This window comes from Sphingomonas sp. 3-13AW (assembly GCF_049311085.1).
In the GTDB taxonomy this organism is placed as follows: domain Bacteria; phylum Pseudomonadota; class Alphaproteobacteria; order Sphingomonadales; family Sphingomonadaceae; genus Sphingomonas.
In genome coordinates this window covers 116,235-130,985 of sequence record NZ_JASNVZ010000006.1, presented here as the reverse complement: position 1 = coordinate 130,985, position 14,751 = coordinate 116,235, and the positions used below count along the sequence as shown (strand labels likewise).

Annotated in this window: 21 protein-coding genes; all 21 read left to right on the top strand. The window is 65.7% G+C overall.

Annotated elements, in window-relative coordinates:
* Positions 1–9 precede the first annotated feature (9 nt).
* The 21 genes from rplP (at position 10) to guaA (ending at position 14,737) form a co-directional block, all read left to right on the top strand.
* Positions 10–441, top strand: a complete 432-nt coding sequence (gene rplP / locus QP045_RS09530) for a 50S ribosomal protein L16 (RefSeq protein WP_125961406.1) — start codon at positions 10–12, stop codon at positions 439–441.
* Between the two features lie 5 nt (positions 442–446).
* Positions 447–650, top strand: coding sequence for a 50S ribosomal protein L29 (gene rpmC / locus QP045_RS09525; RefSeq protein ID WP_422514746.1), 204 nt, complete (start codon positions 447–449; stop codon positions 648–650).
* An 11-nt stretch (positions 651–661) separates the two neighbouring features.
* On the top strand, positions 662–934 hold the full coding sequence (gene rpsQ, locus QP045_RS09520) for a 30S ribosomal protein S17 (protein WP_422514745.1): 273 nt from the start codon (positions 662–664) through the stop codon (positions 932–934).
* 175 nt (positions 935–1,109) lie between these two features.
* A complete protein-coding gene (gene rplN, locus QP045_RS09515) occupies positions 1,110–1,478 on the top strand; it encodes a 50S ribosomal protein L14 (protein ID WP_125961403.1) in 369 nt (122 codons plus the stop codon).
* Complete coding sequence (gene rplX / locus QP045_RS09510) at positions 1,478–1,792, top strand: 50S ribosomal protein L24 (RefSeq protein WP_422514744.1); 315 nt, start codon at positions 1,478–1,480, stop codon at positions 1,790–1,792. The genes rplN and rplX overlap by 1 nt, the downstream gene beginning before the upstream one ends.
* The gene (gene rplE, locus QP045_RS09505) at positions 1,785–2,369 is read left to right on the top strand and encodes a 50S ribosomal protein L5 (RefSeq protein ID WP_422514743.1); all 585 of its coding nucleotides are present in this window, start codon (positions 1,785–1,787) and stop codon (positions 2,367–2,369) included. The genes rplX and rplE overlap by 8 nt, the downstream gene beginning before the upstream one ends.
* A gap of 97 nt (positions 2,370–2,466) precedes the next feature.
* Positions 2,467–2,772, top strand: a complete 306-nt coding sequence (gene rpsN / locus QP045_RS09500; RefSeq protein ID WP_422514742.1) for a 30S ribosomal protein S14 — start codon at positions 2,467–2,469, stop codon at positions 2,770–2,772.
* Positions 2,773–2,783: 11 nt separating this feature from the next.
* Positions 2,784–3,179 (top strand): 30S ribosomal protein S8, encoded by a 396-nt coding sequence (rpsH, locus tag QP045_RS09495; RefSeq protein ID WP_422514741.1) that lies wholly within the window; start codon positions 2,784–2,786, stop codon positions 3,177–3,179.
* A complete protein-coding gene (gene rplF / locus QP045_RS09490) occupies positions 3,179–3,712 on the top strand; it encodes a 50S ribosomal protein L6 (protein WP_422514740.1) in 534 nt (177 codons plus the stop codon). The genes rpsH and rplF overlap by 1 nt, the downstream gene beginning before the upstream one ends.
* The gene (gene rplR, locus QP045_RS09485) at positions 3,712–4,071 is read left to right on the top strand and encodes a 50S ribosomal protein L18 (RefSeq protein ID WP_422514739.1); all 360 of its coding nucleotides are present in this window, start codon (positions 3,712–3,714) and stop codon (positions 4,069–4,071) included. The genes rplF and rplR overlap by 1 nt, the downstream gene beginning before the upstream one ends.
* 1 nt (position 4,072) lies before the next feature.
* A complete protein-coding gene (rpsE, locus tag QP045_RS09480) occupies positions 4,073–4,780 on the top strand; it encodes a 30S ribosomal protein S5 (protein WP_422514738.1) in 708 nt (235 codons plus the stop codon).
* Between the two features lie 3 nt (positions 4,781–4,783).
* Positions 4,784–4,960: a 50S ribosomal protein L30 gene (rpmD, locus tag QP045_RS09475; protein ID WP_055790366.1), complete on the top strand. Its 177-nt coding sequence runs from the start codon at positions 4,784–4,786 to the stop codon at positions 4,958–4,960.
* A gap of 95 nt (positions 4,961–5,055) precedes the next feature.
* Complete coding sequence (gene rplO, locus QP045_RS09470; protein ID WP_422514737.1) at positions 5,056–5,583, top strand: 50S ribosomal protein L15; 528 nt, start codon at positions 5,056–5,058, stop codon at positions 5,581–5,583.
* Between the two features lie 208 nt (positions 5,584–5,791).
* Positions 5,792–7,159 carry a preprotein translocase subunit SecY gene (secY, locus tag QP045_RS09465; RefSeq protein WP_422514736.1) on the top strand — a complete coding sequence of 456 codons (1,368 nt, stop codon included), beginning with the start codon at positions 5,792–5,794 and terminating at the stop codon, positions 7,157–7,159.
* A 23-nt stretch (positions 7,160–7,182) separates the two neighbouring features.
* A complete protein-coding gene (locus QP045_RS09460) occupies positions 7,183–7,830 on the top strand; it encodes an adenylate kinase (RefSeq protein WP_422514735.1) in 648 nt (215 codons plus the stop codon).
* A 336-nt stretch (positions 7,831–8,166) separates the two neighbouring features.
* Entirely contained in the window at positions 8,167–8,535 is a 369-nt protein-coding gene (rpsM, locus tag QP045_RS09455; RefSeq protein ID WP_422514734.1) for a 30S ribosomal protein S13, read from the top strand.
* Between the two features lie 90 nt (positions 8,536–8,625).
* Positions 8,626–9,015 (top strand): 30S ribosomal protein S11, encoded by a 390-nt coding sequence (gene rpsK / locus QP045_RS09450; RefSeq protein WP_125961390.1) that lies wholly within the window; start codon positions 8,626–8,628, stop codon positions 9,013–9,015.
* Positions 9,016–9,114: 99 nt separating this feature from the next.
* Complete coding sequence (locus QP045_RS09445) at positions 9,115–10,179, top strand: DNA-directed RNA polymerase subunit alpha (protein WP_422514733.1); 1,065 nt, start codon at positions 9,115–9,117, stop codon at positions 10,177–10,179.
* 215 nt (positions 10,180–10,394) lie between these two features.
* Positions 10,395–10,817 (top strand): 50S ribosomal protein L17, encoded by a 423-nt coding sequence (gene rplQ / locus QP045_RS09440; protein WP_422514732.1) that lies wholly within the window; start codon positions 10,395–10,397, stop codon positions 10,815–10,817.
* Positions 10,818–11,002: 185 nt separating this feature from the next.
* A complete protein-coding gene (locus QP045_RS09435) occupies positions 11,003–13,105 on the top strand; it encodes a prolyl oligopeptidase family serine peptidase (protein ID WP_422514785.1) in 2,103 nt (700 codons plus the stop codon).
* 72 nt (positions 13,106–13,177) lie between these two features.
* Positions 13,178–14,737, top strand: a complete 1,560-nt coding sequence (gene guaA / locus QP045_RS09430) for a glutamine-hydrolyzing GMP synthase (RefSeq protein ID WP_422514731.1) — start codon at positions 13,178–13,180, stop codon at positions 14,735–14,737.
* Positions 14,738–14,751 lie beyond the last annotated feature (14 nt).

Genomic DNA, 14,751 nt, shown 5'->3' with positions numbered 1-14,751 from the left:
ACTAGGAAAATGCTGCAACCAAAGCGCACCAAGTTCCGCAAGGCCTTCAAGGGCCGCATCCATGGCGACGCCAAGGGTGGCACGGCGCTCAACTTCGGCTCCTACGGGCTGAAGGCGATGGAGCCGGAGCGGATCACCGCACGCCAGATCGAGGCGGCTCGCCGCGCGATCACGCGTCACATCAAGCGCCAGGGCCGTCTCTGGATCCGCGTGTTCCCGGACGTTCCGGTTTCGTCGAAGCCTGCCGAAGTCCGCATGGGCTCGGGCAAGGGTTCGCCGGAGTTCTGGGTCGCCCGCGTCAAGCCGGGCCGGATCCTGTTCGAGCTGGACGGCGTTCCCGGTCCGCTCGCGGCCGAGGCATTCGAGCGTGCAGCCATGAAGCTGCCGATCGCAGTCAAGGTCGTGGCGCGTCTCGGCGACACGTCGCACCTGGAGGGTTGATTGAGATGACCAAGGCAACCGATCTTCGCGCCAAGAGCGACGACGAACTGGTCGACGCACTGGGCAACCTGAAGCGTGAGGCGTTCAACCTCCGCTTCCAGGCGGCAACGAGCCAGATGGAAAAGCCGAGCCGCGTCAAGGAAGTCCGTCGCGACATCGCGCGGATCAAGACGCTGCAGACCGAGCGTACGCGCTCGGCGGCAAAGTAAGGACGACAGACATGCCGAAGCGCGTGCTGACCGGGACGATCGTCTCGGACAAGACCGACAAGACGGTGGTGGTTAAGGTGGAGCGCAAGGTCAAGCACGCGCTCTACGGCAAGATCATCCGCCGTTCGAAGAAGTACCATGCCCATGACGAGGGCAACGAGTACCGCGAGGGCGAGACCGTGCGCATCGAAGAGACTGCGCCGATCTCCAAGCTCAAGACCTGGAAGGTCGTGGATCGTGTGAACACGCACGCGACCCCGGCCGAGGTTGCGGCGGAGGCCTAACGGCCTCCACCCCCCGGCCGGTTCGGCCGGGGAAACGGGAATTGGGGCAGGGGCTTGCGTTCCTCCCCAGGGACGGCTAGTTGGCCGCTCCCCCTGGCGCGGCTGTCCGCGCCGGGGGTTCGTTTTTGAAGGCGGGCGCCGGTCGGAATCGGGCCCATAGAGAAGGAAGCGCATCATGATTCAGATGCAGTCCAATCTCGACGTCGCAGACAACAGCGGCGCGAAGCGGGTGCAGTGCATCAAAGTGCTGGGCGGCTCCAAGCGCCGCACGGCAGGTGTGGGCGACGTCATCGTCGTCTCCATCAAGGAGGCCGCACCCCGCGGCCGCGTGAAGAAGGGTGACGTGCATCGCGCCGTCATCGTTCGGACCGCCAAGGACATCCGTCGCACCGACGGTTCGGTGATCCGTTTCGACGGCAACGCCGCGGTCCTGGTCAACAAGAACGAGGAGCCGATCGGCACCCGTATCTTTGGCCCGGTGGTTCGCGAGCTGCGCTCGCGCGGCTTCATGAAGATCATCTCGCTCGCGCCGGAGGTGCTGTAATGGCTGCCGCCAAGATCAAGAAGGGCGACCAGGTCATCGTTCTGTCCGGCAAGGACAAGGGCAAGACCGGTGAAGTCGTCCGCGCGATGCCCAAGGACAGCAAGGTTGTCGTTTCGGGCGTGAACATCGCCGTGCGCCATCGCAAGCCGACCCAGGTCAACCCGCAGGGTGGCCTCGAGCGTTCGGAAGCGCCGCTGCACATCTCGAAGGTCGCGCACGTCGTGGACGGCAAGCCGACCCGCGTCCGCTTCGAAGAGCGTGACGGCAAGAAGGTCCGCGTGGCCGTGAAGACGGGGGATGTCATCAATGGCTGACAACTACACGCCGCGGATGAAGTCGATCTACGACGACCGCATCGTCAAGGCGATGACGGAGAAGTTCGGCTACAAGAACGCGATGGAAGTCCCGCGGATCGAAAAGATCGTGCTCAACATGGGCGTGGGCGAAGCGACGCAGGACAAGAAGAAGGTCGAGCAGGCGGCTTCCGAAATGGAGCTGATCGCCGGCCAGAAGCCTGTCGTCACCAAGGCGAAAAAGTCGATCGCGCAGTTCAAGCTGCGTGAAGGCATGGCGATCGGCTGCAAGGTCACGCTGCGCCGTGAGCGGATGTACGAGTTCCTCGACCGCTTCATCACGATCGCACTTCCGCGCGTCCGCGACTTCCGTGGGCTGAACCCGAAGAGCTTCGACGGTCGCGGCAACTATGCCTGCGGCATCAAGGAGCAGATCGTGTTCCCCGAAATCAGCTATGACCGCGTCGACAAGGTGCGCGGCATGGACGTGATCGTGACCACCACTGCAAAGACCGACGACGAGGCTCGCGAGCTTCTGCGTCTGTTCGGCTTCCCGTTCCCGCAGGTGCAGGACGGCGAGCAGCAGAAGGCGGCCTGAGCAATTGATGGTATCGCCCTGGCCTCGCGGCCGGGGCGCTGCCGCAACAAGGCCCCCGGCACGCCGCCGGGGCAACGACTAGGAAGAGCTTAAGTCCATGGCGAAACTGAGTTCGATCAACAAGAACGAGCGTCGCAAGCTGCTGGTGAAGAAGTACGCCGGCAAGTATGCGAAGCTCAAGGCGCAGGCAGCGGACACGTCGCTGGACGAGACCGAGCGCCTGATCGCACGCTTGAAGATGGCCGAAATCCCCCGCAACGCCAACCCGACCCGGGTTCGCAACCGTTGCGAGATCACCGGCCGCCCGCGCGCTTATTACCGCAAGTTCCGTCTTGCCCGCGTGATGCTTCGTGATCTTGCCAACCGCGGCATGATCCCCGGCGTCGTCAAGTCGAGCTGGTAAGGACCCTTACGATGGCATTGACCGATCCCCTGGGTGATATGCTCACCCGCATCCGCAACGGCCAGCGCGCGCGTAAGGACTCTGTCCTCTCGCCGGCGTCCAAGCTGCGGACCCGTGTCCTCGACGTGCTTCAGCGCGAGGGTTATATCCGTGGCTACAGCGAAGAGCAGATGGGCCCCGCGGCCGGCGTCCGCATCGAGCTGAAGTATTTCGAGGGCCAGCCGGCGATCAAGCACGTCGCGCGCGTCTCGAAGCCGGGCCGTCGCGTCTACTCGGGCAGCCAGGAGCTGCCGCGGGTCCGCAATGGCCTTGGCATCACGATCGTTTCGACGCCCAAGGGTGTTCTGTCCGACGCGGAAGCGCGTGAGCAGAACGTCGGCGGCGAAGTGCTGGCGGAGGTGTTCTGATGAGCCGCATCGGCAAAAAGGCGGTTCCGGTTCCGGCCGGCGTGACCGCCAACATCGCCGGCCGTGAGCTGAGCGTGAAGGGTCCCAAGGGCACCCTGACCATGCCGCTCGCGGACGACATCGCGTACGAAGTCACGGATGGCGGCATTTCGGTGCAGCCGGCCAACGACACCAAGCGCGCCCGTGCCTTCTGGGGCATGCAGCGCACCCTGGTCCAGAACCTGGTGACCGGCGTGACCGAGGGCTTCTCCAAGAAGCTGCTCATCACCGGCGTCGGCTATCGTGCAGCGTCGCAGGGCAAGGTGCTCAAGCTCCAGCTCGGCTATTCGCACGACGTGAACTTCGACATCCCGGAAGGGATCGAGATCAAGACGCCGGATCAGACCACCGTCGAGATCTCTGGCATCGACAAGCAGAAGGTCGGCCAGGTCGCAGCTGAGATCCGCCGTTGGCGGAAGCCGGAGCCCTATAAGGGCAAGGGCATCAAGTACGACGGCGAGTTCATCTTCCGCAAGGAAGGGAAGAAGAAGTGATGTCTACCAAGGGTATGTCGCTGTTCGCGAAGCGTCGCCGCCGCAACCGTACCGCGCTTCGTGCGCGCTCGGGCGGTCGTCCGCGCCTGTCGATCCACCGTTCGGGCAAGCACATCTATGCCCAGGTCATCGACGATGCCGAGGGCCGGACGGTCGCTTCGGCTTCGACGCTGGAAAAGGACGTGCGTGGCCAGAGCGGCGCGAACGTCGATGCCGCCAAGGCGGTGGGCCAGCGCGTCGCGGAGGCCGCGAAGGCTGCCGGCGTGACGCAGGTGGTGTTCGATCGTGGCGGGTTCCTGTTCCACGGACGCGTCAAGGCGCTGGCGGAAGCCGCGCGTGAGAGCGGATTGGAGTTCTAAGATGGCCGACGAGAACAACCAGGCCGAAACCCCTGCCGTCGAGGCGACGGGTGCAGAGGCAGGTGCCCCGCAGGGCCGTGGTCCGCGTGGCGGCCGTGGCCGTGGCGGCGAGCGTGGTCGCGGTGGCCGTGATGGCAACCGCGGTCGTCGCGACGATCGTCGTGGCGCCGAGGATGGTGGTGAGGAGCTGATCGAAAAGCTCGTCCACATCAACCGCGTCTCCAAGACGGTGAAGGGCGGCAAGCGCTTCGGCTTCGCAGCACTCGTCGTTGTTGGCGATGGCAAGGGTCGCGTCGGCTTCGGTCATGGCAAGGCACGCGAAGTGCCGGAAGCCATTTCCAAGGCGACCGCCGCTGCGAAGAAGGCAATGATGCGCGTTCCGCTCAAGGACGGCCGCACGCTGCACCATGACGGCAACGGTCACTTCGGTGCCGGTCGCGTCACGGTGCGTTCGGCTCCGGCCGGTACCGGCATCATCGCAGGTGGCCCGATGCGCGCCATCTTCGAGAGCCTGGGCGTGGCCGACGTCGTGACCAAGTCGGTCGGCACGTCGAACCCGTACAACATGATCCGCGCGACCTTTGAGGCTCTGGGCGAACAGACCAGCCCGAAGTCGGTGGCGCAGCGCCGTGGCAAGAAGGTCGTCGACCTTCTGGGCCGTGGTGGATCGCAGACGGCCGAGGCTGACGCCGCGGCGGTGGTGGAGTAACCCATGGCTACCGTGAAGATCACGCAGACCGGTTCGCCGATCCGGCGCACCAAGGACCAGCGCGCGACGCTCATCGGCCTGGGCCTCAACAAGATGCACAAGACGGTCGAGCTGACCGACACCCCCGAGGTGCGCGGCATGATCCGCAAGGTGCAGCACATGGTGTCGGTCGAGGGCTGAGCCCTCACTCCACCAGTGACAAATAGGGGGAAGGGGGCTAAGCGGCCCCCTTCCTCATTTCATCAGCGCGTAAAAAGCGAAAGCGAGTGCAACTCATGAAGCTCAACGAACTCAGCGACAACCAGGGCGCCCGTCACCGCAAGATGCGGGTCGGCCGCGGCATCGGTTCCGGCAAGGGCAAGACCGCAGGTCGTGGTCAGAAGGGCCAGAAGAGCCGCGAAGGCGTCTCGATCAAGGGCTTCGAGGGCGGTCAGATGCCGCTCCACATGCGTCTGCCGAAGCGTGGCTTCAACAACATCTTCGCCAAGGACTATGCTGAGGTGAACCTCGGCGCGATCCAGAAGGCTGTTGATGCAGGCACGCTGACCGCGACCGACATCGACCACGCAGCGCTCAAGGCCGCTGGCCTGGCACGCGGCGGCAAGGACGGCGTCCGCCTCCTCGCCAAGGGCGAGCTGACCGCGAAGCTGACCTTCACCGTTGCTGGTGCGTCCAAGACGGCGCGCGAAGCAGTCGAGAAGGCTGGCGGCACCGTTAACGTGATAGAGGTCGTGCCGGCAGCCGAGAAGGCAAAGGCCAAGAAGGGCCAGACCCTGGCGGCCAAGAAGGCAGCGCGCGCCTAATCGGCGCCGCCTGAACGTCGTTCGCGTCGGGCCCGTCCGCTTCCGCCCTGCTTCGCGCCTTTCGGTGCGGCAGGCAGGGGTGGGCGGGCCCGATTGCATGAAGGGGTCGCGGGTTTCGCCGCCGACCCGTTAGACATCCCGGACGCAAGCCCTATATGGGCGCCGGGGGTGGGGCATCAGCGCCCGCCAGCATCATCGGGACACATTCATGGCAGCGGCATCCGACGGCCTTGCAACCAACCTGAACCTGGCCAAGTTCGGCCAGGCGACCGAGCTCAAGAAGCGCCTGTGGTTCACGCTTGGCGCGCTGATCGTCTTCCGGATGCTCAGCTATGTGCCGCTGCCGGGAATCGACCCGACGCAGCTTGGCCTGCTCGCCAACCAGACGCAGGGCGGCGTGCTCGACTTCTTCAACACCTTCTCGGGCGGTGCGCTCACGCGCATGTCGGTCGTGGCGCTGGGCGTCATGCCGTACATCACCGCCTCGATCGTCGTGCAGCTCGCCAGCTCGCTGTCGCCGCAGCTCGCCGCGATCAAGAAGGAAGGCGAGTCGGGCCGCAAGAAGCTCAACCAGTACACCCGCTACGGCACGGTCGCGCTGACTGCGATCCAGGGCTATTTCATCGCCGTCGGGCTTGAGGCGTTCGGCGCCTCGGCCGGGGCGCAGGCCGTGATCGAGCCGGGCATGACCTTCCGCATCGCGGCCGTCATCTCGCTCATCGGCGGCACCATGTTCCTGATGTGGCTGGGTGAGCAGATCACCAGCCGCGGCATCGGCAACGGCATCTCGCTGATCATCATGGCGGGCATCGTCGCCCACCTGCCGACCACGCTTGTGCAGCTGTTCGAGGGCAGCCGCTCGGGCACGCTCGATCCGCTCAAGCTCGTCGGCATCACCGTCGCCGTCATCGGCCTGGTGCTGTTCATCTGCTTCATGGAGCGCGCCCAGCGTCGCATCCTGATCCAGTATCCCAAGCGCCAGACCGCGCGCGGGGTTCAGGCCGACCGCAGCCACCTTCCGCTCAAGATCAACACCGCGGGCGTCATCCCGCCGATCTTCGCCTCGTCGCTGCTGCTGATGCCGGTCACCATCACCCAGTTTGCCGGCCAGGCCGCCGAGGGCGAGAGCTGGTGGGGCGATTTCGTGATCAGCCTCAACCAGTATCTGCAGCATGGCAGCCTTGTGTACATGCTGCTGTACGGCGCCGGCATCGTCTTCTTCTCGTTCTTCTACACCGCCGTGGTGTTCAATCCGGAAGAGACCGCGGACAACCTCAAGCGCTATGGCGGCTTCATCCCCGGCATCCGTCCGGGCAAGAACACCGAAGCCTATTTCGACTATGTGCTCACCCGCATCACGGTCGTCGGCGCGGCCTATCTGGTCGTGCTGTGCCTGCTGCCGGAGTACCTCGTCTCGGCGCTCGCTATTCCCTTCTATCTTGGTGGGACTAGCCTTCTGATCGTGGTGAACGTAACCATGGACACGGTTACGCAGATCCAGTCGCACCTGCTGGCGCACCAGTATGGCGACCTGATCAAGAAGGCCAAGCTCAAGGGCGGCCGCGCGCGCCACTGATCGACGTGAAGGGGGATTATACCGTGGACATCATCCTGCTCGGACCGCCGGGCGCCGGCAAAGGTACGCAGGCGAGCCGTCTGGAGCACGATCGCGGGATGGTGCAGCTGTCCACCGGCGACATGCTGCGCGCGGCCGTAAAGGCGGGATCCCCCGTCGGACTGAAGGCGAAGGCCGTGATGGAGGCGGGCGAGCTCGTCTCCGACGCCATCGTCTCGGCCCTGATCGGCGAGCGCCTCGACCAGCTCGAGGAAGGGCAGGGCGCGATCTTCGACGGCTATCCGCGCACGGCCGCCCAGGCGGACGCGCTCGACCTGCTGCTCGAACATCGCGGTCGCCGCCTGGCCTATGTGATCGAGCTGGTGGTGGATGAGGATGCGCTGGTCGAGCGCATCGTCGGCCGCTTCACCTGTTCGGTGTGCGGCACCGGCTATCACGACCGGTTCAAGCTGCCCAAGGTCGATGCCACCTGCGACGTCTGCGGCTCGACCGAGTTCAAGCGTCGCCCCGACGACAATGAAGAGACCGTGCGCACGCGCATGGCTGAGTACCGCGCAAAGACCGCGCCGATCCTGCCGGGCTACGAAGCCCGCGGCTTGGTCGAGCGAGTCGACGGCATGGCCGACATGGACACCGTCGCCGCAGAGATCGCAGCGATCCTAGATCGCTGACCCTGGGCTCCGCGCCCGGCGTCCGACACCTCCCGGTCCCAGCTTCGCCCGGGGCCGGGGCGGCGTGACCTCTCCCGCGAGTCGCGCCTGCACCATGCCGCTGCGCTGCCGCAGGGGGCGGGCCCCTGCGCTGCAGTGGGCACGCTTCACCCCAAATTTGGTTCCGCAGGGCGGTTGACAGCTTTCCCGGCTGCGCTTACCTGCGCTTTACCCCGACACACCGGTCCCGGCGGCGCGCACGCGTGTCCGCCGCAATCGTGCGTTTCGGGTCAACGCTACGAGATGGGGTGCTTGGCTAGCCATGCAGTGCCCCGTGGAGCTGGGAGAATAAATTTCATGGCACGTATCGCGGGTGTTAACATCCCGACCAACAAGCGCGTCGTCATTGCGCTTCAGTACATCCACGGCATCGGCCCGACGAAGGCCAAGCAGATCACCGACACGCTGGGCATCGCTGCCGAGCGTCGCGTGCAGGACCTGAGCGATCAGGAAGTTCTGCAGATCCGCGAGACCATCGACGCCAGCCACACCGTGGAAGGTGACCTTCGTCGCGAAACCGCGATGAACATCAAGCGCCTGATGGACCTGGCTTGCTACCGCGGCCTGCGTCACCGCAAGGGCCTGCCGGTCCGCGGCCAGCGCACGCACACCAATGCGCGCACCCGCAAGGGCAAGGCCAAGCCGATCGCAGGCAAGAAGAAGTAAGCGCGCCGCGCTTTCTTCTCTCGCCGGGGGGTGGTGCGGGGCTGATCGCCTCCCGCCCTTCGGATCACGCACTTCAGGTCAGGAATATCCATGGCACAGGCAGCACAGCGCCTTCGGCGGCGCGAACGCAAGAACATCACTGCAGGCGTCGCGCACGTGAACGCCAGCTTCAACAACACCATGATCACCATCACCGACGCGCAGGGCAACGCGATCAGCTGGTCTTCGGCCGGCATGATGGGCTTCAAGGGGTCGCGTAAGTCGACTCCGTATGCGGCCCAGGTCGCTGCCGAGGACGCGGGCCGCAAGGCTGCCGACCACGGCGTGCGTACCCTGGAAGTCGAAGTGAAGGGCCCGGGTTCGGGCCGTGAGTCGGCGCTGCGCGCGCTGCAGGCGGTTGGCTTTCAGATCACGTCCATCCGCGACGTGACCTCGATCCCGCACAACGGCGTTCGCCCCTCCAAGCGTCGCCGCGTTTGATCGATCCCAGTCCGGCCGCGGCGCCCATCGATGGCTGCGCGGCCGGATCGTCATTCGGTGCGGGCAGCCCTCGCCTGCGCCCACAACTAGGGGAAGCCCGTGTCTGTCAACGCTAAAAACTGGCAGGAACTCAAGAAGCCCGGCGGCCTCGACAAAAAGGCCGGTGGCGATTCCAAGCGCAAGGCGACGTTCGTTGCCGAGCCGCTGGAGCGTGGCTTCGGCCTGACGCTCGGCAACTCGCTGCGCCGGGTGCTGCTGTCCTCCCTGCAGGGCGCTGCGGTCACCTCCATCAAGATCGAGAACGTGCTGCACGAATTCTCGAGCCTGGCGGGCGTGCGCGAGGACGTGACCGACATCGTCCTCAACGTGAAGCAGATCGCGCTGCGCATGCAGGGCGAGGGTTCCAAGCGCCTCCAGCTGTCGATGACCGGCCCTGCCGAAGTCAAGGCTGGCGATATCGCGGTTTCCGGCGACATCGAAGTGATGAACCCCGAGCTGGTGCTCTGCCACCTGGACGAGGGCGCGACCCTCAACATGGAACTGACCGCCGAGAGCGGGAAGGGCTATGTCCCGGCTGCGAGCAACCGTCCGGCGGATGCGCCGATCGGCCTGATCCCGGTCGACGCGCTGTTCTCTCCGGTTCGGCAGGTGTCGTACAAGGTCGAGAACACCCGCGTCGGGCAGGAGCTCGACTATGACAAGCTGACGCTGACCGTCGAGACCGACGGTACGGTGACCCCCGAGGACGCGATCGCCTATGCGGCCCGCATCCTTCAGGACCAGCTGTCGCTGTTTGTGCACTTCGACGATTCTTCAATCACTCGCCAGGCGCCGTCGGGCGCTGCGGCTCCGGCACAGGTTGCCGAGGCGGCAGGCGATACCGCACAGATCAACCGCTTCCTTCTCAAGAAGGTCGACGAGCTGGAGCTGTCGGTGCGTTCGGCGAACTGCCTGAAGAACGACAACATCATCTACATCGGCGATCTGGTTCAGAAGACCGAGGCAGAGATGCTGCGTACCCCGAACTTCGGCCGCAAGTCCCTGAACGAGATCAAGGAAGTGCTCTCGTCCATGGGCCTGCGCCTCGGCATGGAAATCCCGGGCTGGCCGCCCGAGAACATCGAGGAAATGGCCAAGAAGCTCGAGCAGGAAATCATGGGCTGAGCCTCGCGCCCGGGATTGGCGATGCCAATCCCGGGTTGATCGCGAGGTCCGGCCGGCGGCCCGAAGGTGCCGACCGACGACGCGGCTTTGCCGCGTCGGCCTTATGGAGAGGGTGTTCGCCCAATCCGACCTTCCGGTTCTTGGGCGGTGGCCGCGAGCACTGCCTGGTCTGGGGTTTCCGTGACACGGCCCCTTAACGAACGAAGGAAAATATCATGCGTCATCGCGTAGGCGGTCGTAAGCTTCAGCGTACCTCGGCCCATCGTCTGGCCCTGTTCCGCAACATGTCGGCAGCGCTGATCAAGCACGAGCAGATCACCACCACCGTCGCCAAGGCGAAGGAACTGCGTCCCTACGTCGAGAAGCTGGTGACGCTGGCGAAGAAGGGTGGCCTGTCCAACCGTCGTCTGGCCCACTCGCGTCTCCTCGACGACGCACAGCTGGTGAAGCTGTTCGACGTGCTGGCAGCGCGCTATGCCGATCGCAACGGCGGCTACACCCGCATCATCAAGGCCGGCATCCGCGCGTCGGACGCCTCGCCGATGGCGATCATCGAATTCGTCGACCGCGACGTCTCGGCCAAGGGCCAGGACTCGGGTCCGGTGATGACCGACGAGGACTTCGACGAAGCCGCATAAGCAGCGACGTCGCTACCGCTTCTAAGCGGTTGCAAACACGGGGGGCCGGGGCCAATTTGGCACCGGCCCTTTCTTTTTTTCCGGAGATCTCCCTGGTGTCACGACGCGTCTGCGCGACTGCAATGACTTTGGTATCGCTGGCGCTTGCCGGCTGCGGAAAGTCCGACCCGGGCTTCCGTGCAGGCATGCCCGGCCTCTCCCAGTCGCCGTCCCACAAAGCCGAGGTAACGATGTCCTATCCTGAAACTCGCCGGGTCGATCAGGTCGACCAGATGTTCGGCGAGAAGATCCAGGATCCCTATCGCTGGCTCGAAAACGACGTGCGCAGCGACCGCGAGGTCGCCGACTGGGTGGCGGCGCAGAACCGCGTCACCGATGCCTATCTCGCGACGCTGCCGGGCCGCGGGATCTTCAAGGACCGGCTGCGCACGCTCATCGATTACGAGCGCTTCGGCCTGCCGGTGAAGAAGGGCGGCCGCTATTTCTACGAACGCAACAGCGGCGTGCAGAACCAGTCAGTGCTCTACGTCCGCGATTCGCTCGGCGGCGAAGGCCGGGTGCTGATCGACCCCAATGGCTGGTCAGCGGACGGCGCCACCGCCCTGGCGGAATGGGTGCCGTCGGAGAACGGCCGCTACATCGCCTATGGCATCCAGGACGGCGGCACCGACTGGCGCACGCTCAAGGTGCTCGACGTCGCCACGGGCAAGCCGCTCGCCGACGAGGTGAAGTGGGCGAAGTTCACCGCCATCTCCTGGGCGCACAATGGCTCGGGCTTCTTCTACTCGCGCTTTCCGGAGCCCGAAGAAGGTGCGGCCTTCCAGGCGCTCAACCTCAACCACGCCCTGTATTTCCACAAGATCGGCACGCCCCAGTCGGCCGACATCAAGGTCTATGCGACGCCGGATCGGCCGAAGCTGAGCCACGTCGCCCAGGTCACCGACGACGGCAAGTGGCTGGTCATCACCTCGTCCGAGGGCACCGATAACCGCTACGAGATCACGCTGGTCGACCTCACGGACAGCAGCATGCGCCCCCGCACGCTGGTGCGCGGGCTCGAGCACAGCTGGGATCTGGCAGGAAATGTCGGGACCGACTTCTACTTCGTGACCGACTCCGACGCGCCGCGTGGCCGCATCGTCGTGGTCGACGCTGCCGCCTCGACCGGCCGCGTGCGCGAAGTCGTGCCGCAGGATTCCGCCACGCTTCAGGGTGCGCAGATCACCGGCGGCAAGCTGATCGCCCGCTATCTCGTCGACGCGAAGACCGAAGTGCGCCGTTACACCCTGAACGGCGCCCGCGACGGCGAGGTGGCGTTGCCCGGCATCGGCACGGCCAGCGGCTTCCGCGGTGATCAGGACGATCCGGAGACGTTCTTCGCCTTCACCAGCTTCGCCACCCCGACGACGATCTATCGCTACGACGTCCGCACGGGTCAGGCGACGCCGTGGCAGACGCCCAAGGTCGCCTTCAACCCCGCCGAGTATGAGGTCGCCCAGCGTTTCTACGGGTCCAAGGACGGCACGCGCGTGCCGATGTTCCTGGTCCGCAAGAAGGGCACGACCGGTCCCGCGCCGACGCTGCTCTACGCCTATGGCGGGTTCAACTCGTCGGTGCTGCCGTCCTTCTCCTCCAACCGCCTGGCGTGGCTGGAGCAGGGCGGGGTGCTCGCGGTCGCCAACATCCGTGGCGGCGGTGAGTATGGCAAGGCGTGGCACGACGGCGGTCGCCTCGCCAACAAGCAGAACGTCTTCGACGACTTCATCGCTGCGGCCGAGGATCTGATCGCCAACGGCGACACCACCAAGAAGCAGCTGGTCATCCAGGGCGGCTCCAACGGCGGGCTGCTGGTCGGCGCCGTCGTCAACCAGCGTCCGGACCTGTTCGCTGCCGCGCTGCCGGCGGTGGGCGTCATGGACATGCTGCGTTTCGATCGCTTCACCGCCGGCCGCTATTGGGTCGACGACTATGGCGATCCGTCCAAGGAAGCGGACTTCAAGGTGCTGCGCGCCTATTCGCCGTATCACAACATCCGCAAGGGCAAGGATTACCCCGCGATCCTCGCCACCACCGCCGACACCGACGATCGCGTGGTCCCGGGCCACACCTTCAAATACACCGCGGCGCTCCAGGCGGCGAAGATCGGCGACAAGCCGCACCTCGTCCGCATCGAGACTCGCGCCGGCCACGGCTCGGGCAAGCCGACCGAGAAGGTGATCGAGGAATATGCCGACCTCTGGGCATTCGCCGCCCGCTGGACCGGCATGGACGTGAAGCCGGTTCAATAACCGCGGCGGTCCCCCGGTGCACACGCATCGGGGGGCTGGCAGCGCGCGGAACCTCTGCTATCGCGCGCTGCCATGACCGTACATCCCACAGACTCCATCCTGATCGTCGACTTCGGCAGCCAGGTCACGCAGCTGATTGCCCGCCGCGTCCGCGAGGCCGGCGTCTACAGCGAGATCGCGCCCTTCCAGTCGGCCGCCGAAGCCTTTGAGCGGATGCGCCCGCGTGGCGTCATCCTGTCGGGCGGCCCTGCGTCGGTCCCGGAGGAGGGGAGTCCCCGCGCACCCCAGGTCATCTTCGACTCGGGCGTGCCGGTGCTCGGCATCTGCTACGGCCAGCAGGTCATGACCCAGCAGCTGGGCGGCACGGTCGAAAAGGGCATGAGCGGCGAGTTCGGCGAAGCCTATATCGGCGTCGAGGACCGCTGCGGGCTGTTCGACGCGCTGTGGGAAGAGGGCGATCGCCACCAGGTCTGGATGAGCCACGGCGACAAGGTCACCGAGCTCGCCCCCGGCTTCCGCGTGGTTGCGACCAGCCCCGGCGCGCCCTTTGCGGTGATCGCCGACGACAGCCGCCGCTACTACGGCACCCAGTTCCACCCCGAAGTCGTGCACACCCCCGATGGCGGCCGGCTGATCGGCAACTTCGCCCGGCACGTCTGCGGCCTCACCGGCGACTGGACGATGGCGGAATTCCGCGAAGCCAAGATCGCCGACATCCGTGCCCAGGTCGGCAAGGGCCGGGTGATCTGCGGCCTGTCGGGCGGCGTCGATTCGGCAGTGGCCGCAGTGCTGATCCACGAGGCGATCGGCGAGCAGCTCACCTGCGTGTTCGTCGACCACGGCCTGATGCGCACCGGGGAGGCCGAGCAGGTCGTCTCGCTGTTCCGCAACCACTACAACATCCCGCTCGTCCATGTGAACGTGGAGACCCTGTTCCTGAACGGCCTCGCCGGCGTCACCGACCCGGAGGCCAAGCGCAAGTTCATCGGCAAGACCTTCATCGACGTGTTCGAGGACGAAGCCCGCAAGATCGGCGGTGCCGAGTTCCTGGCCCAGGGCACGCTCTATCCCGACGTGATCGAGAGCGTCAGCTTTACCGGCGGTCCTTCGGTCACGATCAAGAGCCACCATAATGTCGGCGGCCTGCCCGAGCGCATGAACATGAAGCTCGTCGAGCCGCTGCGCGAGCTGTTCAAGGACGAAGTCCGCGAGCTCGGCCGCGAACTGGGGCTCCCCGACGCCTTCGTCGGCCGCCACCCGTTCCCGGGGCCCGGCCTTGCGATCCGCATCCCGGGCGAGGTCACCAAGGAGCGCTGCGACATCCTGCGCAAGGCCGATGCCATCTACCTCGAGGAGATCCGCAACGCCGGCCTCTACGACGCGATCTGGCAGGCGTTCGCGGTGCTGCTCCCTGTCCGCTCGGTGGGCGTCATGGGCGACGGCCGCACCTATGACAGCGTGCTGGCGCTGCGTGCGGTCACCTCCACCGACGGCATGACCGCCCAGGCGTTCGAGTTCCCGGGCGGCTTCCTGTCGCGCGTGACGACGCGGATCATCAACGAAGTGCGCGGCATCAACCGCGTCACCTACGACTATACGAGCAAGCCGCCCGGCACGATCGAGTGGGAATAAGGCGGGACTCTCGC